Origin of the sequence: Pseudorhodoferax sp. Leaf274 (assembly GCF_001422445.1) — a bacterium.
GTDB lineage: Bacteria > Pseudomonadota > Gammaproteobacteria > Burkholderiales > Burkholderiaceae_C > Pseudorhodoferax.
In genome coordinates this window covers 1-25,019 of sequence record NZ_LMNA01000029.1, presented here as the reverse complement: position 1 = coordinate 25,019, position 25,019 = coordinate 1, and the positions used below count along the sequence as shown (strand labels likewise).

The 25,019-nt window shown below is 63.2% G+C and carries 49 protein-coding genes; 19 read left to right on the top strand and 30 right to left on the bottom strand.

All coding sequences use genetic code 11. From position 1 onward, the window contains the following. Position 1 precedes the first annotated feature (1 nt). The 28 genes from ASF44_RS25555 to ASF44_RS32150 form a co-directional block, all read right to left on the bottom strand. Positions 2–484: a packaged DNA stabilization gp4 family protein gene (locus tag ASF44_RS25555; protein WP_056902094.1), complete on the bottom strand. Its 483-nt coding sequence runs from the start codon at positions 482–484 to the stop codon at positions 2–4. Beyond that, a complete protein-coding gene (locus ASF44_RS25550) occupies positions 481–882 on the bottom strand; it encodes a hypothetical protein (RefSeq protein ID WP_056902093.1) in 402 nt (133 codons plus the stop codon). The genes ASF44_RS25555 and ASF44_RS25550 overlap by 4 nt, the downstream gene beginning before the upstream one ends. Position 883: 1 nt before the next feature. Next, positions 884–1,153: a hypothetical protein gene (locus ASF44_RS25545; RefSeq protein ID WP_235579355.1), complete on the bottom strand. Its 270-nt coding sequence runs from the start codon at positions 1,151–1,153 to the stop codon at positions 884–886. Between the two features lie 94 nt (positions 1,154–1,247). After that, complete coding sequence (locus ASF44_RS25540; RefSeq protein ID WP_056902091.1) at positions 1,248–1,673, bottom strand: hypothetical protein; 426 nt, start codon at positions 1,671–1,673, stop codon at positions 1,248–1,250. A gap of 91 nt (positions 1,674–1,764) precedes the next feature. Further along, a complete protein-coding gene (locus ASF44_RS25535) occupies positions 1,765–3,033 on the bottom strand; it encodes a P22 phage major capsid protein family protein (RefSeq protein ID WP_056902090.1) in 1,269 nt (422 codons plus the stop codon). 18 nt (positions 3,034–3,051) lie between these two features. Continuing rightward, on the bottom strand, positions 3,052–3,936 hold the full coding sequence (locus ASF44_RS25530) for a hypothetical protein (RefSeq protein ID WP_056902089.1): 885 nt from the start codon (positions 3,934–3,936) through the stop codon (positions 3,052–3,054). Positions 3,937–4,032: 96 nt separating this feature from the next. Continuing rightward, entirely contained in the window at positions 4,033–6,096 is a 2,064-nt protein-coding gene (locus ASF44_RS25525) for a portal protein (RefSeq protein WP_056902088.1), read from the bottom strand. A 66-nt stretch (positions 6,097–6,162) separates the two neighbouring features. After that, positions 6,163–7,635 carry a phage terminase large subunit gene (terL, locus tag ASF44_RS25520; RefSeq protein WP_082525043.1) on the bottom strand — a complete coding sequence of 491 codons (1,473 nt, stop codon included), beginning with the start codon at positions 7,633–7,635 and terminating at the stop codon, positions 6,163–6,165. Next, positions 7,616–8,077: a terminase gene (locus ASF44_RS25515; RefSeq protein WP_369820963.1), complete on the bottom strand. Its 462-nt coding sequence runs from the start codon at positions 8,075–8,077 to the stop codon at positions 7,616–7,618. Before ASF44_RS25515 ends, terL begins: the two co-directional genes overlap by 20 nt. 50 nt (positions 8,078–8,127) lie before the next feature. Further along, positions 8,128–8,409, bottom strand: a complete 282-nt coding sequence (locus tag ASF44_RS25510; protein ID WP_056902086.1) for a hypothetical protein — start codon at positions 8,407–8,409, stop codon at positions 8,128–8,130. A gap of 172 nt (positions 8,410–8,581) precedes the next feature. Further along, entirely contained in the window at positions 8,582–8,821 is a 240-nt protein-coding gene (locus ASF44_RS31320) for an HNH endonuclease (protein ID WP_082525042.1), read from the bottom strand. A 526-nt stretch (positions 8,822–9,347) separates the two neighbouring features. Continuing rightward, the gene (locus ASF44_RS25505) at positions 9,348–9,908 is read right to left on the bottom strand and encodes a recombination protein NinG (RefSeq protein WP_156374702.1); all 561 of its coding nucleotides are present in this window, start codon (positions 9,906–9,908) and stop codon (positions 9,348–9,350) included. Continuing rightward, the gene (locus ASF44_RS25500) at positions 9,905–10,312 is read right to left on the bottom strand and encodes a recombination protein NinB (protein ID WP_056902085.1); all 408 of its coding nucleotides are present in this window, start codon (positions 10,310–10,312) and stop codon (positions 9,905–9,907) included. The genes ASF44_RS25505 and ASF44_RS25500 overlap by 4 nt, the downstream gene beginning before the upstream one ends. Further along, positions 10,305–10,604 carry a hypothetical protein gene (locus ASF44_RS32185; RefSeq protein ID WP_056902084.1) on the bottom strand — a complete coding sequence of 100 codons (300 nt, stop codon included), beginning with the start codon at positions 10,602–10,604 and terminating at the stop codon, positions 10,305–10,307. Before ASF44_RS32185 ends, ASF44_RS25500 begins: the two co-directional genes overlap by 8 nt. Then, positions 10,597–10,815, bottom strand: coding sequence for a hypothetical protein (locus ASF44_RS25490; RefSeq protein WP_056902083.1), 219 nt, complete (start codon positions 10,813–10,815; stop codon positions 10,597–10,599). The genes ASF44_RS32185 and ASF44_RS25490 overlap by 8 nt, the downstream gene beginning before the upstream one ends. Beyond that, positions 10,808–10,999 carry a hypothetical protein gene (locus tag ASF44_RS33000; RefSeq protein WP_156374701.1) on the bottom strand — a complete coding sequence of 64 codons (192 nt, stop codon included), beginning with the start codon at positions 10,997–10,999 and terminating at the stop codon, positions 10,808–10,810. The genes ASF44_RS25490 and ASF44_RS33000 overlap by 8 nt, the downstream gene beginning before the upstream one ends. A 119-nt stretch (positions 11,000–11,118) precedes the next feature. Further along, positions 11,119–11,295 (bottom strand): hypothetical protein, encoded by a 177-nt coding sequence (locus tag ASF44_RS32175; protein ID WP_156374700.1) that lies wholly within the window; start codon positions 11,293–11,295, stop codon positions 11,119–11,121. 26 nt (positions 11,296–11,321) lie between these two features. Continuing rightward, the gene (locus tag ASF44_RS25480) at positions 11,322–11,576 is read right to left on the bottom strand and encodes a hypothetical protein (RefSeq protein WP_056902081.1); all 255 of its coding nucleotides are present in this window, start codon (positions 11,574–11,576) and stop codon (positions 11,322–11,324) included. Continuing rightward, on the bottom strand, positions 11,573–11,764 hold the full coding sequence (locus ASF44_RS32170) for a hypothetical protein (RefSeq protein ID WP_156374699.1): 192 nt from the start codon (positions 11,762–11,764) through the stop codon (positions 11,573–11,575). The genes ASF44_RS25480 and ASF44_RS32170 overlap by 4 nt, the downstream gene beginning before the upstream one ends. Beyond that, complete coding sequence (locus tag ASF44_RS32165) at positions 11,761–11,904, bottom strand: hypothetical protein (protein WP_156374698.1); 144 nt, start codon at positions 11,902–11,904, stop codon at positions 11,761–11,763. Before ASF44_RS32165 ends, ASF44_RS32170 begins: the two co-directional genes overlap by 4 nt. After that, positions 11,901–12,377, bottom strand: a complete 477-nt coding sequence (locus ASF44_RS25475; RefSeq protein WP_056902080.1) for a hypothetical protein — start codon at positions 12,375–12,377, stop codon at positions 11,901–11,903. Before ASF44_RS25475 ends, ASF44_RS32165 begins: the two co-directional genes overlap by 4 nt. After that, positions 12,361–13,263: a hypothetical protein gene (locus ASF44_RS32160; protein ID WP_156374697.1), complete on the bottom strand. Its 903-nt coding sequence runs from the start codon at positions 13,261–13,263 to the stop codon at positions 12,361–12,363. Before ASF44_RS32160 ends, ASF44_RS25475 begins: the two co-directional genes overlap by 17 nt. After that, on the bottom strand, positions 13,260–13,475 hold the full coding sequence (locus ASF44_RS25470; RefSeq protein WP_056902079.1) for a helix-turn-helix domain-containing protein: 216 nt from the start codon (positions 13,473–13,475) through the stop codon (positions 13,260–13,262). Before ASF44_RS25470 ends, ASF44_RS32160 begins: the two co-directional genes overlap by 4 nt. Next, a complete protein-coding gene (locus ASF44_RS25465) occupies positions 13,475–13,663 on the bottom strand; it encodes a hypothetical protein (RefSeq protein ID WP_056902078.1) in 189 nt (62 codons plus the stop codon). Before ASF44_RS25465 ends, ASF44_RS25470 begins: the two co-directional genes overlap by 1 nt. Before the next feature lie 46 nt (positions 13,664–13,709). Continuing rightward, complete coding sequence (locus tag ASF44_RS25460) at positions 13,710–13,925, bottom strand: hypothetical protein (RefSeq protein WP_156374696.1); 216 nt, start codon at positions 13,923–13,925, stop codon at positions 13,710–13,712. A gap of 19 nt (positions 13,926–13,944) precedes the next feature. Beyond that, the gene (locus tag ASF44_RS25455; RefSeq protein ID WP_056902076.1) at positions 13,945–14,196 is read right to left on the bottom strand and encodes a hypothetical protein; all 252 of its coding nucleotides are present in this window, start codon (positions 14,194–14,196) and stop codon (positions 13,945–13,947) included. A gap of 72 nt (positions 14,197–14,268) precedes the next feature. Beyond that, positions 14,269–14,424 carry a hypothetical protein gene (locus ASF44_RS32155; protein ID WP_156374695.1) on the bottom strand — a complete coding sequence of 52 codons (156 nt, stop codon included), beginning with the start codon at positions 14,422–14,424 and terminating at the stop codon, positions 14,269–14,271. A gap of 15 nt (positions 14,425–14,439) precedes the next feature. Next, the gene (locus tag ASF44_RS32150; protein WP_156374694.1) at positions 14,440–14,646 is read right to left on the bottom strand and encodes a helix-turn-helix transcriptional regulator; all 207 of its coding nucleotides are present in this window, start codon (positions 14,644–14,646) and stop codon (positions 14,440–14,442) included. Here ASF44_RS32150 and ASF44_RS25450 point away from each other — a divergent pair. Together ASF44_RS25450 and ASF44_RS32145 are read left to right on the top strand one after the other, a co-directional pair. Beyond that, positions 14,645–15,163, top strand: coding sequence for a helix-turn-helix domain-containing protein (locus ASF44_RS25450; protein WP_156374693.1), 519 nt, complete (start codon positions 14,645–14,647; stop codon positions 15,161–15,163). The genes ASF44_RS32150 and ASF44_RS25450 overlap by 2 nt on opposite strands. A 129-nt stretch (positions 15,164–15,292) precedes the next feature. Further along, positions 15,293–15,952: a hypothetical protein gene (locus tag ASF44_RS32145; RefSeq protein ID WP_156374692.1), complete on the top strand. Its 660-nt coding sequence runs from the start codon at positions 15,293–15,295 to the stop codon at positions 15,950–15,952. A gap of 256 nt (positions 15,953–16,208) precedes the next feature. Here ASF44_RS32145 and ASF44_RS32140 read toward each other — a convergent pair whose 3' ends face one another. Further along, positions 16,209–16,610, bottom strand: coding sequence for a hypothetical protein (locus tag ASF44_RS32140; RefSeq protein WP_156374691.1), 402 nt, complete (start codon positions 16,608–16,610; stop codon positions 16,209–16,211). A 646-nt stretch (positions 16,611–17,256) separates the two neighbouring features. Between ASF44_RS32140 and ASF44_RS25435 the strand changes: the two genes are divergently transcribed. The 16 genes from ASF44_RS25435 (at position 17,257) to ASF44_RS25365 (ending at position 23,796) form a co-directional block, all read left to right on the top strand. Further along, positions 17,257–17,877, top strand: a complete 621-nt coding sequence (locus ASF44_RS25435; RefSeq protein ID WP_156374690.1) for a hypothetical protein — start codon at positions 17,257–17,259, stop codon at positions 17,875–17,877. 304 nt (positions 17,878–18,181) lie between these two features. Next, positions 18,182–18,664, top strand: coding sequence for a hypothetical protein (locus ASF44_RS25430; RefSeq protein WP_056902071.1), 483 nt, complete (start codon positions 18,182–18,184; stop codon positions 18,662–18,664). Positions 18,665–18,945: 281 nt separating this feature from the next. Next, positions 18,946–19,197, top strand: a complete 252-nt coding sequence (locus tag ASF44_RS25425) for a hypothetical protein (protein WP_056902070.1) — start codon at positions 18,946–18,948, stop codon at positions 19,195–19,197. Positions 19,198–19,259: 62 nt separating this feature from the next. Further along, entirely contained in the window at positions 19,260–19,517 is a 258-nt protein-coding gene (locus ASF44_RS25420) for a hypothetical protein (protein WP_056902069.1), read from the top strand. Then, on the top strand, positions 19,514–19,756 hold the full coding sequence (locus ASF44_RS25415; protein WP_156374689.1) for a hypothetical protein: 243 nt from the start codon (positions 19,514–19,516) through the stop codon (positions 19,754–19,756). The genes ASF44_RS25420 and ASF44_RS25415 overlap by 4 nt, the downstream gene beginning before the upstream one ends. Further along, on the top strand, positions 19,756–20,022 hold the full coding sequence (locus ASF44_RS25410; RefSeq protein ID WP_056902067.1) for a hypothetical protein: 267 nt from the start codon (positions 19,756–19,758) through the stop codon (positions 20,020–20,022). The genes ASF44_RS25415 and ASF44_RS25410 overlap by 1 nt, the downstream gene beginning before the upstream one ends. After that, positions 20,019–20,180, top strand: coding sequence for a hypothetical protein (locus tag ASF44_RS32135; protein ID WP_156374688.1), 162 nt, complete (start codon positions 20,019–20,021; stop codon positions 20,178–20,180). The genes ASF44_RS25410 and ASF44_RS32135 overlap by 4 nt, the downstream gene beginning before the upstream one ends. A 190-nt stretch (positions 20,181–20,370) precedes the next feature. Further along, on the top strand, positions 20,371–20,958 hold the full coding sequence (locus ASF44_RS25405) for an ERF family protein (protein ID WP_056902066.1): 588 nt from the start codon (positions 20,371–20,373) through the stop codon (positions 20,956–20,958). Next, entirely contained in the window at positions 20,955–21,452 is a 498-nt protein-coding gene (locus tag ASF44_RS25400) for a siphovirus Gp157 family protein (RefSeq protein ID WP_056902065.1), read from the top strand. Before ASF44_RS25405 ends, ASF44_RS25400 begins: the two co-directional genes overlap by 4 nt. 56 nt (positions 21,453–21,508) lie before the next feature. Then, complete coding sequence (locus ASF44_RS25395; protein ID WP_156374687.1) at positions 21,509–21,829, top strand: hypothetical protein; 321 nt, start codon at positions 21,509–21,511, stop codon at positions 21,827–21,829. Between the two features lie 55 nt (positions 21,830–21,884). Beyond that, the gene (locus ASF44_RS25390) at positions 21,885–22,169 is read left to right on the top strand and encodes a hypothetical protein (protein WP_056902063.1); all 285 of its coding nucleotides are present in this window, start codon (positions 21,885–21,887) and stop codon (positions 22,167–22,169) included. Continuing rightward, complete coding sequence (locus ASF44_RS25385; protein ID WP_056902062.1) at positions 22,166–22,579, top strand: hypothetical protein; 414 nt, start codon at positions 22,166–22,168, stop codon at positions 22,577–22,579. The genes ASF44_RS25390 and ASF44_RS25385 overlap by 4 nt, the downstream gene beginning before the upstream one ends. Next, on the top strand, positions 22,579–22,809 hold the full coding sequence (locus tag ASF44_RS25380) for a hypothetical protein (RefSeq protein WP_056902061.1): 231 nt from the start codon (positions 22,579–22,581) through the stop codon (positions 22,807–22,809). The genes ASF44_RS25385 and ASF44_RS25380 overlap by 1 nt, the downstream gene beginning before the upstream one ends. Beyond that, positions 22,802–23,146, top strand: a complete 345-nt coding sequence (locus ASF44_RS25375; protein ID WP_056902060.1) for a hypothetical protein — start codon at positions 22,802–22,804, stop codon at positions 23,144–23,146. The genes ASF44_RS25380 and ASF44_RS25375 overlap by 8 nt, the downstream gene beginning before the upstream one ends. Continuing rightward, positions 23,146–23,328 (top strand): hypothetical protein, encoded by a 183-nt coding sequence (locus tag ASF44_RS25370; protein ID WP_056902059.1) that lies wholly within the window; start codon positions 23,146–23,148, stop codon positions 23,326–23,328. The genes ASF44_RS25375 and ASF44_RS25370 overlap by 1 nt, the downstream gene beginning before the upstream one ends. Before the next feature lie 183 nt (positions 23,329–23,511). Then, positions 23,512–23,796, top strand: a complete 285-nt coding sequence (locus ASF44_RS25365) for a hypothetical protein (RefSeq protein WP_056902058.1) — start codon at positions 23,512–23,514, stop codon at positions 23,794–23,796. Between the two features lie 7 nt (positions 23,797–23,803). Here ASF44_RS25365 and ASF44_RS25360 read toward each other — a convergent pair whose 3' ends face one another. After that, positions 23,804–24,400, bottom strand: coding sequence for a hypothetical protein (locus ASF44_RS25360; RefSeq protein ID WP_056902057.1), 597 nt, complete (start codon positions 24,398–24,400; stop codon positions 23,804–23,806). Between the two features lie 90 nt (positions 24,401–24,490). Here ASF44_RS25360 and ASF44_RS32130 point away from each other — a divergent pair, with 90 nt between their 5' ends. After that, positions 24,491–24,823 carry a hypothetical protein gene (locus ASF44_RS32130; RefSeq protein WP_156374686.1) on the top strand — a complete coding sequence of 111 codons (333 nt, stop codon included), beginning with the start codon at positions 24,491–24,493 and terminating at the stop codon, positions 24,821–24,823. Positions 24,824–25,019 lie beyond the last annotated feature (196 nt).

Here is a 25,019-nt window from a genome sequence, read left to right as displayed (position 1 = left end):
CTCACTCCGGGAAGTTGTGGTTGCCGTCCTGATCAAAGCCAGGCGGTCGCTTGATTTCTTGTGGCAGGAAGACGCGGCCATGGGCGCGGCCCCTGTTTCCGGCGCCTGCGAGAACACGCGGGCGGGACATTTGCGGGACGACGGATGCGCGGCGCAGCAGGCGGGCATAGCCATCCGTTGCAACCTTGCGCGTGGTCGCGTTCAGCGCTTTGCCAAAGCTCGGGCCGATGCGGATCGCAAGCTGCAGGTAGACGGTCTCGGCCGCGGTGTCGGGGATGCCGCTGTCGTCGTCGGGGTCGGAGTCCTCGGGCGAAGTGGGCAGCAGGTAGCCCAGGCGAATGCCGTCCTCCTCCCATGCCGCGACCATGGAGTCCAAGCGACGAAGTGCGCCGATCTGCTCTTCAGGCGACAGGTCGAACTCGTAGCCCGCAAGCCCAAGCTCTGAGAAAGCCTCGGAGACGAGCGCGCGCTTGGTCCAGCTCATGCGAACACCTTCGCCCGATAGAGCCGGTCGTTGATCTGCTGCGTCATGCTGCCGGCGCAGTAGCACAAAGCTTCTTCGCCAGCCATGTCGGATAGATCCACGCTCTTGTTCTTCATGTGCCGCATGGCTGCATGGATGGACTCATGCGCGACGATTTCCGCAGGCTTGGCGCGCAGATCCTCAGCGTTCAGCCACATGATGGCGAACTTGCCAGTCAACTTGCCGCGCTTGTCGTAGTGAGCAATGCCCGAGCATTGGCCGTGGCAGTTGTTGGCCGGGCCAAAGTGGCCGGACTTGATGTCACGGTGCATGGCCTTTCGGTCGCGGAACACGCGCACATCGACATAGAGGTGTTTCTTGCCCCTCCATGCCTCCGGGTACACGCGCATCTTGAGCATGTCAGCCTGCCAGCTTTGCCGCGATCAGCTCGCCGAGCTTCTTGTCGGTCGTGCGGCCGTCGAACTTCATGCCCAGCTCTTTGGCCTTCGTCTCCAGCTCTACTCGCGTGACGGGCGCGTCATCGGCGGGCACCTCGGTCACAGGAGGAACGACCTTCAGCGACTCGGCCGCCTCGGTGGGCGTGAGGAACCAGCCATCAGCCAGCGCGGCTTCCACCTCGTGCCCATCCACGATCTGCCAGTCCACCATGAAACCGTGCAGCATGTCCATGCTGCCAGGCCGGTAGAGCATCGTTGCGTTGTCCATCGTTCCCCCTTTGTGAGAGCGGCGGCTTGTGGGCCGCCGCGTCTCGTTGCTTTTCGGGTCAGCCCCGCTTGATCGGGTTGACCGCAGTCACATCGTTGGTATGGCCGGGCCCTGCGCTGGTCACTTCCAGCGGCGAGGACACGCCCAGGCGGTCGCACAGTGCCTTGACGTACTCCGTGCGGTTCTTGCCGCTGCGCTCCAGCTCCATCAGGCCGGCAACCTTGCCCTCGGGCACCAGCGGTTCGGCGTCGGGCTTGATGGCGTCCTTGAACGCATCCAGGCCGAGGTCCACCAGGTGGCTCCACTGCATGATTTCGTGGCGGTCGGGCCAGCGGTCGGCTTGCGGCTCGCCCACCGTCTCCGACTGTGTGCGGAAGTTGGTAGCTGCGCTTTCGGCGTAGGCTTGCTTCAGGCCTTCCTTCTCCGCCTCGCGCTTTTCGGCGTCCGACAGTTCGGGGGCTTGGGCTTCGGGCTTCTTGCTCATGGTTCACTCCAGCTAGGTTGAGAGAAGCGCCCCAGCACCATGCCGGGGCGCGTCACGCTGGACGCAAGCGTGTGCGTGAAGGACCAGACGCTTAGGTCTGGTTGAACAGCTCGACGCCGGCCATCTGCGGGTTCAGCAGAGAGGTGCCGAAGTCGATGTCCCAACGAGCCTTGACGGTCAGGTCGTTGATCTCACCCTGGCGGGTGTAGGTGATCTTCAGACCGTTCTCCGTGGTGCCGCGCATGACCTGCCAGCCGTCTTCCGGGTCCACCTGGAACGAGCCCGGCAGCAGCAGGAGCGTTTCCCGCTTGAAGAAGGGGTTCAGTTCGGCCGTGGCGGTGTTCAGCCAGGTCAGCGTGGCGCCGTTGGCGGGCGTGGCCGTCACGTTCTTGAATTCCAGCTCGGGGCGGGTGCCGCCTTGGCCGGAGATGATCGCTGGGGCGACCAGGATCGCGCCGGCAGACGGCTTGCCGATGACGCGGAATGTCTGCAGCTGGCCGGTGTCCTGCTTGGTGATCATGTGCACCGAGTTCACGCCAGGGATCGTGAAGGCGTCACCGGCCTTGATCGCGGCGTAGGTCGTGGCGGTCACGTTCAGGATCGAGTAGCGGTTGTCCACGTTCTCGGTCTCGCCCGTAGCGGCCGTGCTCGTGGACTTCGGCACCCAGTACTGGTTCGCGCCGTTGACCGTGGTTGCACCGCCACCGGCAGCAGCCAGGCGCAGCGATTGGTCGTTCTTGAACACCTCGAAGCCGGCGATGTCGTCGCTCACGCGGGCACGCTGGTAGGCGGTCATGGTCTCGCGCAGGCCAGAGGTCTGCGGCTTGGCCAGGTTGCCGGCCATCGAGTTGTAGACGCGCGGGGCCAGGAACATCACGCGGTTGGCCAGGCCGATGCCTTGCTCGGTCAGCTGCGCGTCGGCGAGGGCCACGTCATCGAAGCCCGTGGGGGCGACGGTGCGCTTGATGACCTGCGAGCCCTGCAGAGCCACGGTGTTGAACAGCGCGAGGTTGATGTCGCTGGCCAGCTTCTGCTTGGCGGCGTCGCCCTTGCGCTTGAGGGTCGTCGCGCTGCGCAGGTCCTTGGCCGTCATCTTGACGGGCGTGGACTTGTGGAAGCCGATGGACACCGGGACAGACATCTCGGTCATGTCGCCAAAGTTGGCGGTCTGGTCGAAGCCGTCGTAGCTCACGGCGATGTCAGGAGCGGGGATCCAGAACTTGTCGCCAACCCGGTTCATCTCCAGGGGCGACAGGGGTTCGTACTTGGTTGCTGCCTTCGAGATGACGAGGCCGTCTTCGAAGCCCTCCAGCACTTCATCGAACATGACGCGCTCTTCGCGCGAAAAAGTGTTTGCCATTTCCTGATTCCTTGGTGATCAGGCCACGCGTTTCAGCTTTTGGGCACGACGGTAGTTGACCAGCTCGGTGCGGTCGCCTGTCTTGTCGGCCCGGGCTTCCAGCTCGGCCAGTTTCTTGTCACCGGACAAGGGCAGACGGCCTGAGCCGCTGACCTTGGATTCCGGCATGGGGGCTGCTTTGCGGGGCTTGGTAGTAATGGACACTTTGGACTCCAGTTTTCCGGCCTCGAAAGCAAACTTCACCGGGTCAGTGATAGAAGACAGTTGTTTGGCAATTGCCGGGTTCTTGCCGAGCGCGTAGATCAGGCTCGCGGCGTTGTCGGCACCAGCAACGAGGATCTGCGGCTGATTGCCAGTGAGGAATTCCAGGGCTTGCGCCTCGGTGTCCTCGTAGTCGGAGACCTTGAGCGCGGCCTTCTGCCGGCTGTAGTTCTCCAACTTGGCATTCCAGGCCTTTTGATCGGCCTCTGCTGCATCACGCTGCTTGCGCTCCTGCTCGTCAGCCGCACGCTTGCGGTCATGCCATGCAGTGAGCTGCGCTTCGAACTTCTCCGCGTCGTAATCCGCGCCTTCGAGGGTGGGTTTCGGGCCGACCTGCACGGCTTGCACCGCCTTGGTCTGCTGCTGTTCCTTCGCCTCGTACTCGCGCACGCGCTTGAGCAATTCCCGACGTTCCTTGCGCAGGTTCTTCACCCACTCGGGAGCCGGTGCACTTTCTTCGTCCTCGGATGACGGCGACTCATCCCCGATGGAGACGACGACCTCATCGGACTCGCTGGCTTCGGGCTCTTCCGTCTCCTCGGTCTCGGTCTGTTCGACCTCCTCCTGCTCGACTTCTGATTCCTCGACCTGCTCTTCCGCTTGGTCCTCGACTTCCTCGATTTCTTCTGCCTGGTTGGACATTCACGACCCTGTTGGACTCACCAAGGAACGGCTGGTGGGCGCCGTGGGCCAATGATAGTTATTCTCTATCGACTACGCAACGGTGATTTGAATAGTCTATTGAGAATTTTTAGCCGGCGTGGGCGGTTGCATGACCGATTGCAGAGCCTGCACGGTGGCGATGCGGGTGTTTTGCTCTTGCATGCCGATGCTGGCCAGGGTCTCTTGGCGTTGGGCGTCCTTGAGGTTCGCGCTGGCGATGGATTGCACGGTGTCTGCGCGCTTCTTGGCCGCGTCCGCTTCGGCCTGCGCTGCAGCAGCTTGCAGGTACTGCGCTTGAGGATCCGGCTGCGCATTTGCGGCGGCTTGCGCCATTTCCTGCGCTTCTTCCTCGGTGGGCTTGATGACGCCACCCTTGACGAGTCGGCCACGCGCCCAGTCGCGAACATCACTCAACCCTTCGCCTTCGATGTTCATGAGGGTGAGGCTGTTCAGGACTCCGAGCGTCTCGGGGTCTTGCGTGATGGCCATGATCCCGGTCAGGGCCTTGACCGTCGCGGAGCGCCGAGAAGTGGACGATGGGCCAACATCGACAGCCACATCCAGTGCGGCATCGCTCACGTCGTTCTTGACGTACTCCAGCGCCTTTTCCTTGTCGTAGGCGGGCTGGTTCACGACGACCGACCCGACGCCGCCCTGCGGATCGAGCGTCTTCATCTTGCGGTTTTCCTCGATCAGGATGTCCTTCTGCATGGACAGCCAGACTTCACCCGACCGCTTCATGGCCTTGGCAAGGTTGCTCATGTAGATGAAGACCTGCATGTCCAGGCGCTGCTGGATCAGCTCCACCGCCTTGCCCGAGCGGTTGCCCTCGATCTCTTCGCCGGCCTGCTGGTTGCCCAGCAGGTCGCCTAGGCCCTGCTCTGCCACCTGGAACAGCGCGGCAGCAGCTGGCGAGACCATGGGTGGCTTGGTGTAGCCCAGCGCAGCAGCTGGCATCGGGTTGCCGTCCTGGTCGCGCATGGCGTTGACCAGCAGATACGGGAAGTTCTTAACGGCATCGTCGGCCCACTGGTTTTCGTGGTCCTTCATCTGCTCGGGCGTGAAGATGGGCTTCTCTCGCGGCGACAGCGCTGCCATCTCGGCCAGCGTGGACACCTGCATGTTGATCAGCCGCTGAGCATCCTTGGCCAGCCGCACATGTCCCATGAAGCGTTCGATGTTGTCGATCACCCAGCGCTTGCCGTATGTGACGATGATCGGGATGCACTTGCCGGCGATGATCCCCTCGTCTCTGAGCACCTTGGAGCCGGACAGGATGTACTTGTGCACCCGCTTGACCTTGATGCGCTTGGTCCGCACCAGGCGGAAGCCGCGGGCCTGCAGCTCTGGCATCTTCTCGGGGTCTTCGTCCAACTCGGACTGCGGGACGCGCATGTCGGGCTCGTCGTCCACCAGGCCACGGAAGAAGTTGATGACCTCGGCCTTTTCCTCAATGCGGTAGTGCTCGCAGACGTAGACCACATCCGCGCTGAACCAGTTGAATTCGGGGCGCTGGATGTCCTTGGGCCAGTCGGCGTCAAGCTCGCCGTATTCGTCTTTGTAGGCCTCTGGCGTCATGGACGTGAGCACGTAGCAGCGCTTCGCATCGGCCTTGTCCTGGCGCTTCGCATCCAGGTCGAAGAACACCGTGCTGTCAGCGTCGAAGATCGGCTCGATCTTCACCCGCTGGCGTGTGTCTTCCTCGTCTTCCTCGTTCTCGTAGCAGGCCCGCAGGCGCCAGGCACCCATGCCACCACCGACAGATTCCTCGAAGGCGTTGTCGTAGGCTTCATCCGCCGTGCTGTCCTGTTCGTCGGCCCGGTACAGCCCATTGCAGACCTCGGCCACGTCCTCGCCGGTCTCGCCGTCCTTGGGCAGGAAGTCCACCGTGATGCGGTTGGCCCGGTACTCGTTGAAGATGCGGATGACGGCCAGGTGAACCTTGTTCATCTCCAACTGAGGCTTGTTCTCGAACTGCTCGCCCCACTGGCCTTCCCACTGAGCGCCGCTGATCGAGTAGAAACGCCGGTCGTCCAGCGCCTCCATGCGCCCCGGCCACACCGCAGCCTGGATCTGGTCGAACTCCAGCATCGCCTCTGCGTGGATCTGCCGGAGTTGTGCGGTCTGGCGCTGGCTCATATGTAATCCCTATCGCGCACGCGCGCGTGATAGATAGATTCTATGAGTCCGTGGCGATTTCTCCAATCAACGCCTGCCTGGACGGCCTGCCATGGGGTTGCGGGTGGGGATGACGGAGACGGAAGCCTGCTGCGTTGCCGGCGCTTTTTGCACCGTCACCAGCGCATCGAACATCGGATCGAGCTGGTCGTCGTGCGCTCCGCCCGGGAAGGACGATGACTCGGCGAGGAACTCGGACAGCCACGGCGCATCCTGCGGTAGCAGCACATTGCCAGCCTCCACGAATGGCGCGATGTCGTGTGCTCGAGAGATCTTGTCCTTGTTGCGCTGAACGGGGATCACCGGCAGGCTTTCGCGGCGCAGCGTCTGAATCAACCCCGTGCCTGAAACCTTGTCCTCGATCATCAGAGCACGCAGCTGCGACCTGTGTGCCTCCCTGTGCTTGAACCAGAAGGCCCGGGTTTGGGTCAGAAGCTCCGGCGCCTCCCACTTGCCGCGCAGCTGGTCGATGAGGACGGCCTGGCCCACGATTGAACGCCCCCAGCACTGCAGAACGGAGTAATCGTTCTCCTGGCCGGTCTTCTGTGCCGTGTCGATGTGGATCGTCCGAAACTCAAGCGCCGGCAGCGTTGTCCAGTACCTGTACCACTGCTCTTTGAGGATGCCGCCACCTCGAGGCGCCGGCCGCTGCTGTAGCTGGCCAGCCGTGCCGTAGCTGCCGAGCGTGGTCTCCAGCTCTGTCACCTGCTGCTCGCCGAACCGCTCGGGAAACATCAGTTCGCCCTCTTCCGTGCGCGGGTCCGTCCATCCGATGGATGTGGTGCAGCGCCGCTCCGGCTCGAAGCGCATTGGGATGCACAGATGCACGTATGGCAACCCCATCTTCAGGATGACGCCGCTCGTGTCCTTCTCGCTCAGGCGCTGCATCACCACCACGATGGCGCTCTTCTCGTTGTTCACGCGCGTCGGGAGGGTTTCCGTAAAGGCGATGCGCGCGGCCTCAAGCTCGGCTTCAGAGTTGGCGTTGTCGGCGCTGATCGGGTCGTCCAAGATGACGCGATCCCCGCGAACGCCGGTCATGCTGCTGAATGCTCGAGCCTGGCGCACACCCTTCTTCGAGTTGCCGAACTCCTTCTTCCCGTCCAGGTCGCGCATCAGTTCAGTCGGCCATAGCCCCTGGAACCACTCCGACTTGATCAGGTCGCGGCACTTGCGACTGTCCCGGATCGCCAGCTGCTCTTCGTGGGCAGTCCCGACGAACCGCATCTCGGGCATCCCTCGAGGCCCCCACTCCCACGCTGGCCAGATGACGCCGGTCAGCAGCGACTTCATGGAGCCGGGAGGAACGTTCATCAGTAGGCGCGTGATACGCCCATCCGTCACGGCCTCCAGGTGCAGGCAAATCGCGTCAAGCGCCCAGCCCCATTTGAGTTCGGCCGCGGGCTCGAGCACATGCCAAGCCCGGCGCGCGAACTGGGCAAGGGAGCGCTTGCACAGCTCCCGCTCTACCTCGAGCAGTTCATCGTGGCTTAGCTGCATCTCGAGCGGCCATGATTTCGGCCAGTGCATCGGTGGACAGGCCGGCAACGTTCAGCGTCGTGCGGGTCTCGAGCGGCGCATCAGGGTCACCAGCAATCTGCATCTTGTCGCCGTACCGCTTCGGGTCCCACTTGGCCAGCAGCTTCAGGCGCGTCTCGATCTGCAGCTTTCGATGGCCGAGCATGTCGCCGCGCTTCTCCTCGACATCACCGTTCGGCTTGGTGGTCGATTCAATGCCCTCGAGCGGCGTGTTGGCGATCTCGAGGCATTCGGCGGCCAGCGCATCGAATCCTTCCTCGCGCGCGCGTGCGATGCTGGCGGCAAATGCCGGGTTCGCGTCTTTCCAGTCGCCAACCGTTCGCACTGCAGGCATGCTCTCGTCCCTGCAGATCGACGCCATCGGCTCTCCAGTCCGAAGCCTCGAGCAGATCGCATCCGCCATCTCCTGCGTGTACGTCGTCTGCCGGCCTCGTGGCTTTTTCTGCGTTGCCATCACTCCCCCTTTGCTGCGAACCCGTCGCCTTCTAGGCCTAACGGCTGGCTCCACTCGTCCGCCTCCTGCCACTCGTCGGCGTCGGTACGGTTGTATTTGTTGATGGCCATGACAAGGACAACACGCCTTTCCTTCAGATCAGCAATATGCGCCCAATCCTTCTTTGCCAGCCTCGGAAGCATGGCCTTCAATTCGTCCAGGCCTCCATATGCGATGAAGTCCTCAAAACCACCATTTGGGTAGAACTCATCTCCCGCGAACAGTGCATAGCGTTCTGTCATGCCCTCATCTCCTTCGAAGTCTTAGCCAGCATGTTGATGGCGTGCCGTATTGCCTTAGCCTCGCGTTGCTTGCCGGCTTCTCGGTAGTTGACGCGCATGGTGTTGAGGGCCCTTCCCATGGGACAGCCTGATCTGCTGTGGTTGGTGGAGCCGCATAGGGTGCAGGCGGTGGTCATGCTCTTAGCTCCATTGCCTTCTCCCAATGGAACGGATGCATCGGCCCCTTCCGGTTGTTGCAGTCGGTGCAGGCGCATTTCAGATTCGCTCGGTTGTTGCCGCCGCCGAGGTGTCTGGGGTAGTAGTGGTCCAAGGTCATGGTTGCGAGCGACAACTGCATCCCGCAGTACTCGCACTTCCCCTTCGCCCGCTTGAAGACGGCCTTTCGAGCCTTCGCCTTGTCTGCGACCTTCATGCTTCCCTCTCCTTCCTCAAGTCCCGGATTTGTGGCTGCGCGTCGGGAATGATCCTGGCGTCAACGTCGATGACGACGCCACCATCTGGCCACTCGTGAGACCTTCGGACAACCTCGGCCTCAACACTTTCTTGCGCGATCTGGGCCTGAATCTGACCCATCGCAAGAGTCGCGAGTGCCGACCACATGCACGGGCTAATCACGAAAGGCCCGTGCGAAGAAAACACCGCAGAACAGCCCGATAGCCGCTGCGGCGTACCAAGGCGCTTGAAGCCACATAGTTAGCGCCACGGCACTGATTGATGCAAACACGTATGCCATCACTGATTTCCTTTCCTCAAGTCCTTGAGCCAGCGCAGTGCGCGGCGCAATGGTTGGTTGTAGTCCTCTGCCCAGTGCCTGTAGGCAAGTTCCGGGGTCCAGCCATGGGCAACAAGTCCAGCGCCCTCGCAGCGCCACGCGTAGCCACCAGCGAACCATACGTAGAAGAAGAACCCGTCGCACCAAGTGCGCCTGAGCCTGGGCTTCATGCCATCCTCCTTTCCATCCTGCGCAGCCTCTTGCCCATCACGGCCTTGAAGCGCTTGAGGTATTCCACGTTGTGCGTGACGCGGTGGTTCTGGGTGTAGAGCCAATCCACCTTGGCGTTGCCGATGCGCTCGCGGATGCGGGGCCCATACTCGGCCAGGTTCCCGCTCAGGTGGTTGTTGCAGATGGAACAGCCCTTGTGGATGTTCCAGAGGTGGAAGCGGACGGCAGAGGCTGCGCCGACTGAGCGCAGATGCGAGGCGTGCCACTGGCCGCTCCAGTTCGGGCCGCGGTCGCAGGAGCAGCAGCCCAGATGCGCATCCCGAATGCGCACGATCTTGTTGACGATGGCTTGGCACTCGTCCAACCACTTTTGGCGCGGCTTGGCCGCTTCCTTGCGGACCCGCAGCAGTGCGCGCTCGTCGGCGGCATCCTTCTTGACCTTGCGCGCCATGCAGCGAGGCGAGCAGACCGAGTGCATCGAGGTGCGCGGGACGAACGCCTTGGCGCAGACCTTGCAGGGCCTAGGCTTGGGGGCGAATGGGAGGGAGTCGATCACGCGACCTCCAACTCGTAGACAACCACACCCCGAAGCGCAGCCGTCGCATGCAGAAACTCGATGAAGCCGCTCATCTCCCGCACGCTGAACTTGCTGGTGCGGCTGCCGAGCATCACCATTCCGCCGTCCAGGCCTTGGGCGACACGCACTGTCTCGCGGCGGTAGGCGGCGGACAGAACGTCCTTCCACTCCTCGGCGGACATGCGGACCATGGCGCCGTTGACGGGCCATTCCAGTTGCCGGGCGAAGGCATCGAGGATGGGCCACATGGCCGCGTTCTGGTCCAGGCTGCGGGTTGGCTCTTGGATCGTGACGACATAGCCCTCTGGGGCCTGCTGGACGCCGGAGACTGCATTGGCGCGGGCCATGCCGTGGACGAGCTTGAAGGTGCGCTTGTCAGCCATACGCCCTCCCGTCCATGGCTGCTTGGAATGCCGCGTTGTCTGCGTCACTCCATTCCTTGCCGCGGTACATGTCATAAGCGGTTGGGAGCGCATCCGCCCACGCCTCTGCGACGCACCGTACCGACAGCGGATACCCCTCGCCGTCGCTTTGCATGAACTCGCCGTCTTCCGGCTTGCCCTCTAGCGCCTTGTCGATCAGGGCGCGAAGTTGGAGCAGTGCAGAGCGCGATCCCAGGATGAACGCATCCATGTGCTCGCTCTCCTGCGGGTAGATGTGCAGGGTCTCAGCCATCGGTCAACCTCACCCAAGCCACCGGCTTCAGTTCATCCATCGGTGCTACCTTGCCTTCCTTTTGCAGGGCAAGCAGGCGGGTGCGGATGAAAGCGGAGTGCGTCCTAGCGCTGTGGCCGAACATCGGCCTCACGTAGTTGGCGATGGTGCCGGTCGTGCTGCCGCCTACTTTGGACAGGTAGACCATGATCTGCGTGTCGTAGTTAGCCATTGCGCTTCGCCTCCACCTTCTCCCGCAGCTTCTCGGATGCGTAGGCGTCGTACCACTCCCTGGACTGCCAGGAGGTGGATAAGTAGCTGCAGGCCTTGTCCGGGGTCTCCCCCATCTTGGCGGCGCGCTCTGCGTCCAGGCGGATGCAGCGGCGCTGGTAGTCGTCGGGGTGGGCGTCTCTCATCGGCGATTCGCCACCGAACCGCCAATCCACGCGACGCTGGGTCAGCCGGTCGTAGGCGTCGGCGCACTTCGCACACATGGCGTGGCTGTCGCCGAAGCCTCCACCGCAGGAGTGGCATGTCATGCTGGCTCCTTAATGCTGCAGACGATGATGGTTTCTTTCGACCGAGACTGGCCCATCATCCGGCAGTCGCCTTCGATGCCTTGCCGATGCACGCTCAGCAGCCATGCCGCCTGCAGTACCCAGATCAGGATGGCCAGAAAGGCGACCAGCGCCACATCCAATGCCTTGCTCATGCTGCTTCCTTCTTTGCCTTGTGCGGTCAGCCTCGTGCGTCGAAAAAGCCTTTGACGGCTTTGCGCACCTGATCCGCGTAGTCAGCGCCTGCCTTGTCGAAGGCTGCATCACGCTTCGCGTCAGCCGAGCCCTCTTCGTCGTCCTCAAAGCCCATGGCGAGCCTGGCGGTGACGCCCTGTTCCATCGTCATCTGGACCAACTCCGGGCCTTCGTCTCCCTCCTCCTTGAAGAACAACACCTGTTCGCCGTCACTGGCGATCACGATCTTTGCGAATGTCATGCTTGCTCCTTCTTGGTTGCTCGGTGCTTGTCTATCTCTTCCTGCAGTAGGGTGGGCAGGCGGGAGAGTTGGTGTGGGTCAAGGGATGCGTGGTGCCGGGCGCATTCGAGGATGTCAGCAGAGGTCCAGCGCCATTCCTTGGCGTTGGCCTTGATGTGCTCCACAGCGATGCGCTCGGCTTCGGTCATGCCAGGTCGGCCAGAGTCAGATCGCCCGTGACCATCAGCGCCCAGGTGATGCGCTTGGCTGGCACGTCCATGCCGGCGCGCACCATGTCCAGCACATGCATGGCTTCGCGCGCCATCTCGGTGAGGTGTTCGCGGGTCATGCTGAAACCTCGCTGAACTGCTGGCCGACAGCCTCGCGTGCGCACTTGAGCGTGTACGGCAGGATCTTGTCGCCCTGGTCGTGGCTGGCGAGGATGCGATGCGCCCACTCCTTGTTGCCGCTGCTGGTGACCGCAGACATAGCCGCCTTGATGGGGGCCAGCTTTGACAGCTCGGCGTAGACTTTTTTCGGGTCAGCCTTCGGCATCGGCAGAGCCAACTCCTCAACCATTGGGGCCTGACGGCACAAGCGCTTGAACTCAGGCGCACTCGGCGGTCGGTCCGGCAGGTTGTCCAACGCCCAGCCAATGCGGGTCATGGACTCGCGCGAGCGGCCAAACTCGGAAAGCTCGTGCGCCCATGCGGACTTCACATCGTTGATTGGCGTGTTGCCGATGGCGCGGTCCCATGCGGACATGTATGCGCCCGACAGGCGATGGAAAAGTCGATCAATGATTTCAGTGGGCAGCGACATGCTCGATCCTTGGCGTGGCGGTAGTTGGCAGTACGTCGATGACTTCGCCGGCTTCGCGAAGCTTCTCCAGGGCCGGGTGACGCTGGCCCGTCATCTCTTCCCACCGCAACTGCCCGTTGATGCGGTCACGGTCTGCGTAGGACATGGGCTCGGCTTTTGCCTTGGCGCTTCCAGCAGGCGGGAGAGCGGCAGCCAGCCACTCCAAAGGCTGCAGGGGCTTTTCACGCAAACAGTCGCGGATGGCATTGACCACGGCTGCGTCGCCTCCAGGACGCTTGCGCAGCGCGCCGAGGAAAGACCGGGCCTGCTTCTCCGGAGTCCCGGCGTTCGTCAGCAATGGGAGCCCGTAGCCAAAAATGATCTCGGCGGGTTCGAGGGCCGGCTTGCCGGCAGAAGCGTTAGCTTCTGAATCACCCGAAGGGGAAGAAGAAGAGGAAGAAGAAGGGGGGGGTTCTTCGGCACCTTGAAGGGGGGTTTCAAAACCCCCCTTCGGTTTTGGCGGACGCCCGCCTTTAGATCCGTGAGAACCGCCCTTCGCACCATGTTCTGCGCCGGCCTTTCCGCCTTCTGCGCGTACATTGCGGACTCGCTCATCCTCGACCATGCGCTTGCTGTAGATCACCCCTTCTGGCGTTTGGCGGGCAACACCACTCTCCAGCAATTCCTCCAGAAGCTTCTTGACCTGGACACCAGGCACGCCAATCTGACCGGCCATCTGCTGCATGGTCATGGGCTTGTTGTTCAGCACCAGATGTCCGTATGGCTCGCACTCGTGGGCCACGCACATGAGGTCGATCCAGAGGCCTCGCGCGGCCAGGGAGCAGGCGCGCAGCTCAACGTCCTTGCGCCAGTCGCCCGGATAGAACTGGAAAGCCGGACGCTTCACCGTGCCTCCTTCCCCAGCCGATACGCCTTGACGCGTGAGCCGCCAGGGGTCGTGACCCACTTGTCCAGGACAGTCAGCCCATCACGACGGCGGAACTCGCCCACTCGCTGCGAGAGGCTGAAGCAGCCGGCGCCGTTCAGGGCCGTAACCGGTGTAACCCAGCCGCGGCGCAGGAGGGCCAGCAGGCGCGTCTTCATGGTCGGGCAGTTCATCAGACAGCTCCCTTGCGCAAGATCCGCTTGGACGATGCATAGCCAGGCGGGGTGATGACGATCCCGCTGCGGCGCGGGTTCAGGTCAATGGCTTTGCCACGCTGCGGGTTCTTCGGGGCCTTGTCGGCCACGTACGGGCGTGGGTCGAAGATGTGGCCGGTGAAGGCGTTGCCGACGATCTTGGTCATGCTGGTCCTGTCTGGATATCGCGTCACAGTTACTGTTCAGTAACTCTTAGTGCACGCTTTGGCGCCGGAAGAGTTGCGCAACAGTTACTGCAATGGGGTTGCGCTTGGACGCGCGGAAGTGCTCCAGCAGAAGGCGCTTCGACGCCTCTTCAAACGAAATGCCGTGCTTCTGCGCCTCGCCTTCAATGCAGGCCAGCTCTTGTTCAGAGGCGCCATGCAGATCGATCTCCGCGATGACGCGGCTCTGATCCTGTCGATTCATCAGTGGTCCCTTCGCCATCTCAGGCGGCCAGCAGGCGTCCGAATGCGCTCTTGTCAAGCTTTGATCCCATGCGGCGGTGGGACAAAGAATTCGCCTCATGACGCTTCTCCCGTGCAACAGACAGCAGGACCTCGCGCAGCACTGCAGCGCGCTCTCCGCCGCCGTACAACTCGACCAGCTGGTCCAGCTCCGCCTCCTCGTCTTCGTTGCCGCGGAGCATCGCTATCGGCTTGCGCAACTTGCTCGGCCGGTCAGTGGTCGGGTACGCCATGGTTCAAACTCCCTGATTTGTTTTGGTTCGGTTGGTGGATGGGTGCACGTGCTGGACGCGCTACCCGTGTGGTTACAGCAGCGGCCCAGCGCCCCACAGCAGCGAGCAGATGCCGAAGAAGCTGCCGATGAGGAGCAGAGCGCCGGCCATAGGGCCGCGGTCGGATTCGAGGGCGAGCCACATGCCGAGGAGGCACAGGGCGCACAGGGCGCCGAGGATTTGGGCCATGGAGTACGTCATGACTCAGGCCCCCTCTGTGGCGGTGGGGCGGCGCTTGGACAGGTGCGCCTGCAACTGGGTAAGCGTCTTGAACCCCGGGTTCGGAATCCGGTTGTTCACGAACTTCGATATCCACGAGTAGCTGACGCCCGCGTCGTCGGCGATTGCCTGCCATGAGCCCTTCTGGGCTTCCAGCTGTTCGCGGACAGCGGCGTCAAGAGGTTTCTTCATGAGGACGACGATAGCAAAACTTTGCTATGTCAGCAAGCAATACTTTGCTGACCGCGTCGGCCAGACTCAAGAAGTGCCGTCGCCGTCCATCAACACAGTCTTCGCAGAGAACTTGCGCCGCCGCATGGACGCGGCCAAGCTGTCGCAGATGGCGCTTTCCAAGTTGTCAGGCGTGGCACAAACATCGATCGGCAACTACCTCGACCCGGACAGGCGCGCGGCCAGCGCTTCGGGCAAGGAGCCATCGGCCAAACTGACCGAGATGGCAAAAATCGCCGTCGCCCTGGGCATGAGCCCGTGGGAGATGCTGATTCCTTTGAGCGAAGCCCAGGACGCCGGCGTAGAGCAACAGGCAGTGGAACTGGCGGCCCTCTTCAGGGAAATGCCTGCTTCGGCCCGGGGCACACTGCTGGAGCAGGCAAGACTGGTGCACAAGGCGACCAGGCCGCACGACGAAAGGCCGCAACCTACCGCGCCGCCGTTGGGGGGAGATCGTCTTGGACGCCTCGCGGCTTAGCTGCAGCGGGGAAGGTGCGCCCGCACCAATCCACTGTCTTGCATGTGGATTTTGTAACACGACGTATCACGATCCGAGCGTAGGGACGGCCCCAGTGGCCGTCCACAAATTGGTGGAGGAATGGCAATGATGGGACTCAAGTTTTCCGCTGCACTGGTCGTGGTCGCCGTTCTCGCCGGGTGCGCAGGCCGTGGCCCAATGGGCTTCGGCAATGCCGCACGCCCCGAGGACCCGACAAGGACGTGCAACCATGGCAACGCAGGGGATGCGCGCTTTGCCCCACTCCGTGCGAGGACCGGCACAGGCATGGGTGGCCCGACGCTCGCTATGCGCGCAAGCAAGGACACGCCAACTGAGGAAGAGAGGAGAGCCCTGAACATCTGGACCGTCGCATATCAAAGTTGCGTGGACATGGGCCGTAGTTTCCGGGCCGCCTACCTGACTCCCGCGCAGGCGGCATGGATCGAGGCACACCACTCGCGCACAGTCGGCCTTGTTGCCAAGCTCTACGCGGGAGATATCACCTGGGGCGCCTACCTGGACCAGCGCGACGCATTGGAGCGAGACACGGACATGGGCCTTGCGAGCGCCAATGAGGCCGCTGCGCAGGCGCAGGCCGCGCAGGCGAACGCGGAGGCCGCGCGAGGACTGGCCATCATGCGTGCGATCCAAGCAAGCTCGCCGCCCCCAGTTGTCTACCAGCCCGTTCCGGTCCCGCCGATGCCGAGAACTATCAACTGCACGACCATGCCAATGGGTGCTGGCTGGACTAACACGCAGTGCCGCTGACGCTGGTGGATGTGAGGGAGTGCCGCAAGGCAAGGAGGGCCAATGCTCAAAGATGAAGTCATCAACATCACGTGCCCCAGATGCACTCGACCCCTGCTGGCCTTTAGGCAGACCAAGGCCAACAAGAAGGAGGGGTCGCATACGGTGCAGAGCTACGGCGCCAACGTCCGCCTGGAAGATCCGCCGTCTAAGGGCGCCTATGCCGTATGCGACCAGTGCGGCACTGAGACTGCGTTTGACCCGAGGCTCTTGGGAATCAAGTAGCCGGCATTGCGCATAGCCCCAGGTTTTGTAGGCAGTTATCGGTGAAGACGCTTCCTCTGGCTCCTTTCTGGAGGTAGAAGCCTGCGAAGTCGTCTGGGCTCCGACGCGTCTTAAGAAACGCGTTGTGCGTCACCAAGACCGGCTTTCTGATGGTGATCTGGCCGGAGATTCTGTAGGTCCCGCCGACAAGCCGGAACTTGGGGAGCGCCTCACCACTCGGCGAAAAAACCGGGCGTCCGTCCAGCAACGATTGCAGGGCGCCGGTGTCGTCGTGAACGCCGTCACCCCACAGCGTTTCTGGCAGCGGCGCCAGCCTCATCAGGTTGCTTGCCGTGACGACGGCGGGAGCTGCCAGGCCGAGGCCTGCGCCAGCAAGAAATAAACGTCGCTTCATGACACCTCCATGGCCCGCACCACGCGGGCTTTTTAACGCGCCCTCGATCAGGGCGTGAAGAAATTTTCGCACAATGAGCAAAGTTTTGCTTGCACGACTAGCAAAGTATTGCTAAAGTCTCCTCACCGCAGCACACAAGCAGCGGTGACGCCAGAGACGAAGGCAGCGACGGAATCCCCTAGCTGAGCAGCCGCCAAGGTCTGCGCCCTTCTGAGGCCGAGGGTGGAGGCAGGCACAGCCGAAAAGTTGCAAGGAACGCTGGGAACCGAAAGGAACAGACCAGCAGGGATGTACGCCGGAGGGTTCTGGCGGACGCATCTCGAAGCCCTGGAGACAGGGCGAACACCAAAGGCCGCGACGTGTGACCTTTGGTGTTTTAAGCCCAAACCCACGCGGACCAATTCGAACCTGGTGAGGCCAGGCGAGGCTGGGCTTGGCGGGGTAAGGCGTGGCAAGGGCTGCAACTGCAGCGGATAGATCGGCGTGCTGGTCTATCCGATGCAACCGCATCAATGTCCAAGCGTTGGCTTGGCTGGGCATTGCTCGGCCAGGCGCGGCGTGGCAAGGGCGCACAAGCGCAAACATTCAACAGGAGAAATCAATGCGGAAGTACCAAATCGACATCACCGGCGAGACACCCCTGCTCATGCACTGGGACAACATCGACTGGGCGGATGAGATGGAGGACTGGAAGAACAATCCCGAGAACAAGAAGAACAGCAAGGCCGGCGACGACCGGACACCTGCATGGCGCTGGATCGGCTCGATGTACCACGACGGCCAGCACGTCGCCATCCCGGCCGACAACCTCATGCGCTGCATGATGGAAGGCGGCGCCCAGGTGCTGGTGCCAGGCGGACGCGGCGGCAAGACGTTCAAGTCGCAAACGCAGTCCGGGATGATGGTCGATGCAGCCTACTGGACGCTGGGCTCTGCTGGCGCCGCGATCCCGATGAGCAGCGTGAACGCTTTGCTCAAGGAAAACGACTTCAAGGCGCATCGCAAGACAGCCGAACAGCTGGGCTTCAGCCTGTTCGTGAAGCGCGCCAAGGTCGGCACCTCCAAGCACATCCGGGTGCGCCCACGGTTCGACCAGTGGACAGCGAGCGGCACCCTTTCCGTGTGGGACGAGGCACTTACTGAGAAGGTGCTGATCGACATCCTGCACTACGCCGGCCGATACAAGGGCCTGGGCGACTGGCGGCCGGGCGGCAAGACGCCGGGCTCCTTCGGAATGTTCTCGGCAAAGGTGAAGCAGATCAACTGAAGTGACAGGGCGGGGCTTCGCGTGCCGTGGCGGGGCGGGGTGGGGCTAGGGCTGCAATGCAGCGAACAGGCTGGCGTGCCGGCTTGTTCGATGCAATCGCATCGCACGCGGCAGATGCCTGCCCCGGCGGGGCTTGGCGGGGCCGGGCTAGGCGCGGCATGGGCTACTCGATAGCGGCAAACGGGCAACTGTTTGCCGGTGTCACGTGGCAGCGGCTGGGACCGGTGGGGCTGGGCGAGCCCGGGCCAGGTTGGGCTGGGCCAGGCACGGCAAGGGCGCAATGCGCAAACCAAAAGGAGAACTGATGTCCAAAGTCTATTTCGGCGGCATGCCGACAGAACCCGATGTGAAGAAGCTGCTTGCAGCGTTCCCTGACATCCAAGAAGGTGACGAAATCGCGCACGAGGACATTGAGCGCGTGATTGGCCACAAGCGAGAAGACAACCGCTACCGCGCAGTGGTCGCAGCATGGCGCAAACGTCTGCTGAACGACGAGAACCAGGACCTAGGCGCTGTGTCTGGCATCGGCTTCAAGTGCCTCGCTCCGGACGAGCGCATATCTCGCAGCGTTGATGGCTTCCAGTCTGGCACGCGAAAACAACTGCGGTCTGTCCGTCGCGCCCAGCTGGTCCGCACTGACGATCCGATTCTGACTGCAAAGCAGGACGGCATGCGTCGTTACGGCCTCGCGCTAGCCGACCAAGCGGCCAAGATGATGAAAGAAATTGAGCCGCCAAAGCCGCAAGCGCAGATGCCACGACTTGTCCCGCGCACCGGCACCCACTAACCCCCCCGCCCTCCCCGTGAGGGCCATCAGATCGGAGCCCTGTTCCGTTGCGCATGCGGCGGTGAACAGACTGGCCCAGTAGCAGGGCTCCGTTCTGATGCCCGCCTGAGCCCACGACCTTAGGTCCCCGTGGGCAAAACATCCCATCATCAGCTGATGCTTGGGGAGCAGGCGAAAAGGAGCCGAGACCTTTGCCGACGATCAAGCTATGCCACGCCCTCTTGGGTTGGATTGGTCGTTTGGATCGGCAGCAGGCGGGTGTCTTCAACAAGGAGTGAGAAATGGGATTGCACATTGAGATCGGACACCCCGTCACGAAAGACGTCAAGTTGATCGAGGGGAAGCTCGTTCGGTTCGCGGACGAGAACGGGCGAACGATGTTCGAGGTCAGCATCCGCCCTGACGGGCGCAGCTTGGATGTCCGGGCTGTCGAGGTGACGAAGCATGACGGAGAACTCTACGAGTCCACCCTGGAGATTCGACCGGCCGCCGCGAACTGCGTGCGCATCTCAACACCACGCTACGACTCGTAGCAATCCCCACCCCTCCCCCACCAGCCCGCCCCATGCGGGCTGTTTCATTTGGAGCAATGAAGATGAGCAAGCAAGACGACGGCGGGCCGGCGTTCCCGCAAGCCAAGGTAACGGTCTTGGCAGAGGATGGCACGCCGAACGAGGCTGCTGCGGTCACGCATGACGGCATGTCCCTGCGCGATCACTTCGCGGGATTGGCCCTCCAGGGGATTTGTGCGCATGACACGACCTGGGGATGGGGAAGTACGGAGCTTGTCGCACAGCAAGCCTACGAGTTGGCCGACCAAATGCTGAAAGCGCGCAAGGCGAGGCGGCCATGAACGCCCGCCCAGGCTGGACACCTCAGAAGCAGGTGTTCTACGACCTCGCCAGCGAGCCAGACGACGAGCCCACCACGCAGAACGGCCTCGCCCAGGCTGTCCGTGATGAGCTGGACAGGCTCTGTAAGGAGCTGGCCCAGGCCAACCCCGACGCCTGTGACCTTCGCGCCTTCTGGCTGGACATCCAAGCCCATGCAGCCGAAGGCGCAGAGCTGGCCCGCATTCAGGCGATGGACTGATGCAGCCCTTACCCCGAAATTTCCAAGAGGAAGAGCGCGACCGGTTCTGGGCGCGCAAATTGAAGGAGCACGAGATGTACGACCTAACAGAGCCTGTCCCCCTGGTCGCACGCCGAGTCGGGGAGATCGACTTCTCCAGCGGCGCCCAACAGATCCAGCTGCACATGAGCCAGAAGCAAATCCGCGACGCAGCGGCGACTCTTCTGCAGTGCATGAAGCCCGAGGCCCGTGCGCTGCTGCTGGAGCAGATCAAGGAGGCGGCATGACCACCATCCGCATCTGGCTCATCGCCGCTGCTGTCTGCGTCGTCATCGGTGCTGCAGCAGTTGACCCCGAGTTTGACGAGGTGGACGCCGCCCAGGCAACTGCCGACTCTCTCAACGACGCACAGCAGGCAGCAATCCTGGCCGCCAAGGAGCCCTGACATGTCCCCCGCCCTCTTCTGGCTTACCTATCTGGCCGGCCTGACCGGCTTTGCTTTGAAGGTGTTCGCATGAACAGGCTGCGCCACTTCATCGCCATCTATCGGCTGTACGCCGCCCACCACTCGCGCCGGTACGCCGCGCGCATTGCCTACGGCATGGCCTTCAAGGGCCTGCCGTTCTGAGGACGCCATGAAGAACATCGCCAGCGCAATGGTCAAGGCCCAGCAGCAGTTCGGCCCCGCGCTCAAGACCCACACGAACCCGCACTTCAAGAACAAGTACGCCGATCTGTCGGCCTGCATCGAAGCGGTGATCGATGCGCTCAACACCAACGGCATCTTCCTGATGCAGTCGTCCCACGAGTCCGAGCGCGGCGTGACCGTCGAGACGGTTTTCGTGCACGAGTCCGGCGAGACGATCAGCGCCGGCAAGCTGTCAGTCCCTGCTGCCAAGCAAGACCCGCAAGGCTACGGCTCGGCGTTGACGTACGCCCGCCGCTACTCGCTGATGGCGGCCTGCGGCATGGCGCCGGAGGATGACGACGGCAACCAAGCAACCGCCGCGAAACGCAAGCAAGACGCGGCCCCGCCCGCCCAGGACAGCAGCCCCGCAGCCATTGCCAAGCGCCTGACGGCCGGCGTTGCCAAGGGCGATGCAGTTGGTGTGTGCGACTACCTCATCAGTCTGGACGACGCAGACCGCGATGCGATCTGGCAGCAGTTGGACGCTAAGACGCAAAACAAGTTGACGGCCGCATGGCCCAAGGAGCCCGCATGACCGCCCTGTATGACATCGCCGCCGAGTACCGCGAAGCTGCCGAGAAGCTGGCCGAACTGGACTTGGATGAGCAGACCATCGCCGACACGCTGGAGGGCCTGGGCGGCGATCTGCAGGTCAAGGCGCAAAACGTGGTGTTCTTCGCTCGCAACCTGGAGGCCATGGCCGAGGCCATCAAGAAGGCCGAGGGCGAGATGGCGAAGCGCCGCAAGGCCATGGAGAACCGATCCGCCGGCCTGCTTCGCTACGTCCTCGATTCGATGCAGGCGGCCGGCGTCACCAAGATCGAATGCCCCCACTTCCGCCTCTCGGTGCGCGACAACCCCGGCGCAGTTGATGTGTTCGAGCCGGAACTGCTGCCCGCGCAGTTCATGGTGCGGCCGGAGTTGCCGCCCCCCGCTCCCGACAAGAAGGCAATCAGCGCGGCACTCAAGGCCGGCGACGACGTGCCTGGTGCCCGGCTGACCGCTGGCAAGCGGCTTGAGGTGCGGTGATGCAGACCGCCCACACCTCCTTTGCCAACCACCGCAACCCCTGGACAGGACAAGCCATGACGAAAGACAACAAGCCCAAGGCCCCGGCCGGCAAGCCCATCGACCTCAACCTGCTCAGCATCTGCGACGACGAGATGCCTGCAGAGCGCGCCAAGCCCGCCAGCAAGTACGGACCTCTGTTCTCCAAGATGAAGATCGGCCAAGCGATCAAGTGCCCGGCTGGCTCCACGGCGGCAAAGCTGGCGAACTCCCTGCGCACCCATGCGGACAGGAACGGCATCGAGTGCGTCATCAAGACCATGAGCGACTACGGCGATGGCTTCGGCCGCGTTTGGCTGCTGGCGAAGGCAGCGCCCAAGCTCAAGCGCGCTGCTTGATACCTCGCCACCCTTGCCGCAGCAAGGCACACCCGCACCGATTGAGGATCGAAATATGAAGACGAAGACCGACTACACCGCGCTCGACGTGGCCATCATCGCCGCGATCTGCGTTGCGGGGCACCGCGAGTTTCAGGACATCAGCCGCTACGCACGTCGCCACGCCGAGGCCATCGAGGCGGCAGAAAACCGCGGCAAGCCTCCGATCCGGCATGTCGAAGCCTGGCGCATCGTGGACCGCCGCCTGCAGCATCTGCGCAAGGCCGGCCGCATCAGCTACACCCGCCAGTCCAAGGCGAACCCGAACGGCGGCTGGGTGCTGACCCCGGAGGCAGCATGAGCGGCGCCCTACGTACTGAGGAAGAGGGCGCGACGAGCCGCGAGGCTGTCATCGCGACCCTGGAGCGCTACAACACCTGGCGCCGGGGCAACCTGGCCGGCGACGAGATGCCGGACCCGCGGGTCATTGGCGACGCCATCGACCAGGCCCTGGCACTGCTGCGCGCCGCCCCTGGTGCTGCAGCGGCTGCGCACCCGGATACTGAGCGCCTGGACTGCCTGCGCGACTACTGCCTGGATCTGCGCTGCATTGACGTGCCCACCGGCGCCGGAGACGGCGACGTGCACTGGGTGGTGATCGAGCACCACATGGCCAAGCCACACGAGCGCGAGATCGGCCGGTCGTACTCCCACGACCCGCGCGCCGCCATCGACGCAGCCCGCGCCGCCCAGGCACAGGGAGGTGCGTGATGCCCGGAAAGATTGGACACCGCGCCAAGGCGCACCGTGTGGCGCTCAAGCTGCGCACGCCGATGGGCAGCATCGAGTTGACCGGGGACGGAGAAGACGGCGCCGAGATGGCCATGCGCTACGCCTTTTTCTTCGTGCCGCGCGAGAAGCGCCAGACCGTGCTGAACGAACTGCAGAACCGCATCGATGCGGACCTGATCGTCCCACCCTCGGGAGGTGCACATGGCTGACAAGCTGCGAAGCATCGAGATCCATTTCAGCGCCGCCGTCGAACTGCCGGACGGCTTCGAGCGCGCGCTGGATGGGCTGCTGCACATGGTCTGCGAGAAGTTCCAGCGGGATCACCCCGACCTAGTGATGTGGCCTGCCGGCTCTGGCCAGCGCCCAATCCGCTGGGACCAAGGCGTCCCGGTGGACTTCGATGAGACGGGCCACTACGTGGAGGTCTACGCGCGCGAGGATCTCCATGGCAGCAACCCGCACAACCCCGAGCGCGTGCGTCTGCAGGAAGCAGTCGCCGAGTCGCGTCGAGCCGCGCGCGCGGCCAGAAGCCAAGGAGGCGCCTGATGGCCTGTCCATCCTGCGGCTGCAAGGTGGCCTACCAGTACGACGACGGCGAGGACGACTTCTGCACCAAGCCGGACAGCAGCGAGGAGCGCTGCGCAGCCTGCGGCCTGGTCTTCGACATTGAGGACCACGCGCCCGAGAACGACGAAGATTTCCAATGTGTGGGAGGTGCACATGGCTGAGGACCGCACGCCCGCGCCTCTGCGAAAGATCGTCGGCGAGGTGATCCCGGCTGCCGATGGCTACGCGCGCCGCAAAGTCGAGCTGGAGTGCGGCCACCAGGTGTGGTGCTCCGGCGCCGCTATCTACTGCGCCAGGTGCTGGCGTTGCCGCAAGAACCAGCCACGAGAGAAAGGGGCCTCCTGATGGGCTACATCAACCCTTTGCTGCGCCTGCCCGCGGGCCGCGATCTGCTGGCCCTGCCGGCGCCCGACCGCGAGCGAATCGAGGCCGTGATGCGCGATCTGCGTGACCAGGCGAACACCGAGGCCGAGACGGCCTGGCGCCGGCGCAAGGGCCCGATGGCGGCCTACTGGCGCGCCGTGGCCACCTACGCCCGTCACGTCGCGCACGCCCTGTCGCAGTCCGACCAGGCCAGCGCAGGCACAGCATCCGCCACACCCCCAGCGGAGGCACACCCCAATGCGTGAGCAACTCTCAGCTCGCAGACTCCGAAGCTCGGCGCATGGCAGTGAGGAGCTCCGCTTTGCCCGGCTCATCAGCGAGATCATGAGCCTGCGTAGTACACCAAACGGCGGTGGCCAGAACCCTGCTTTCCCTGCGCTGCAGTTCGGGAAGTATCTCGTCATCCTCACCCTTGGCCACGGCAATCTCGGCGCTCAACAGCCGACGCGTAGACCTCATGTCTTGGATAAGGAGATCAAGCCTCCACACAAGCTCGAAATGTGGAAGCTCGAAGGGCGAGGACCTCAACGAGGCCAGTCCCGACAGAGCTTCATCAGCCTCTTGGGAAGCACTGCTCCACTCCGGATCCGCACTGGCAAGCGTTATTGCAGCGATCGTGTGCGCAGAAGCAACGTGCATCAGGACACCATGGACTGTCATGAACTTCTCTATCTTGACCGCGCGCCTCTGACTGTCTGCCTGGATCCGGGCTTGCTGCCCTTGATACCGGACCACAAAAAAGGTCGCGATCAGCGCCGCCAGAGTGCCCCACGCCTGCACCCAGCCAGAGCAGTTGCTCACGCTGACGTTCGGCACGAGGAAGCACGTTTGCAGGATTTCGTAGGCCATCGGTGCAAGTTTGAGTTTCGGCAAGGAAGTATCGCCGGCTCGCAGCGCACGACCTCTCACATCTCCAAGCCACACCCTCCCCGCTGACACATGGAATCCGCTGAAACTGAATACGAGAGGCTGTATGCGTGGCGCGCCCGATGGCAGCGACTGGCATCGAAGCGCGAGCCCGGCCGSCTCCAGGCTCGCCAGGAACGCATCGAGCGGAGAGCGGCCACCTGCAATGCCGCCATCGGCAAGCTGCTGCGCTCCTGGGCCGCTCGATCTGCCCGCKCGCAGGCCGAGTGCACCAAGGTGTGCGACGACCTGGAACGCATTTCGCGCGAGGCAAATGGGCTGTCGATCCGAGACCGATCCACCCTAGCGCACGCCGCGCGCATCGTCCGAATCGCAGCGGCCAACACGGCCAAGCCGCTCGGCTGATTCCCATCACCTGCCGACGATGACCYTACGACTTACTGTTGCCCGCCTTGTCGAGCACCGAGCGCAGCCAATCCACGCCGCCCAGGGCTTCCCAGGTTGCACGCTGATCCGGCGTGCACCTGGTGGCCGGGATTGTGGCCAGGCGAAGGCATAGCCACAGGCCAGGCCGATCGGCAGCCAGCGCCACTGGCCCGTG